We start from the raw sequence: 495 nt of genomic DNA on the forward strand, positions 1-495 counted from the left end.
TTAAATTAGTGAAATACTCAAATGAAAAAATAGTAAAAGCTCTCTTACTTTCTCCTTTACCACTACTTTTTTTCACAGCAGTCCTGTTTATCGTAATGAATCAGGAATACAGCCTATACTCGATTTTAGTGGTTCTTGTAGGGCACGGTCTTGTCTACTTGGCTTATTGTATTTTGACTGTACCTTTCAGCTTCATATTCTCAATTCTTTTAAATCGTTATAACAGTCTTAATTTATTAACTATCTGTATTGCCTCTATAATTATTGCTACTCCATTTTTTATTCTTTTTGGATGGAGTCACACAGGAGAAATTTCGAAAGAGTGGTGGAAGATGTATACAGATACATGGACTATCTTTATGGCTCTATTTCCTGGCTTATGTTATTGGCTATTTCTGATTAACCTAAAAGATAAGAAATCAAAGAATATTGAATAAACCATTGCATAGAGATTCTTAAATTTCCCTAAAATTAACATAATACACGTTATACGAA

At 31.3% G+C, this 495-nt stretch carries 1 protein-coding gene; it reads left to right on the top strand.

Annotated elements, in window-relative coordinates; all coding sequences use genetic code 11:
* Nucleotides 1-8: 8 nt before the first annotated feature.
* On the top strand, nucleotides 9-437 hold the full coding sequence (locus NI466_RS15830) for a hypothetical protein (protein WP_000877730.1): 429 nt from the start codon (nucleotides 9-11) through the stop codon (nucleotides 435-437).
* Nucleotides 438-495: the final 58 nt, after the last annotated feature.

The sequence above is a fragment of the Acinetobacter lwoffii genome, from assembly GCF_024129595.1.
Taxonomy (GTDB): Bacteria; Pseudomonadota; Gammaproteobacteria; order Pseudomonadales; family Moraxellaceae; genus Acinetobacter; species Acinetobacter lwoffii_O.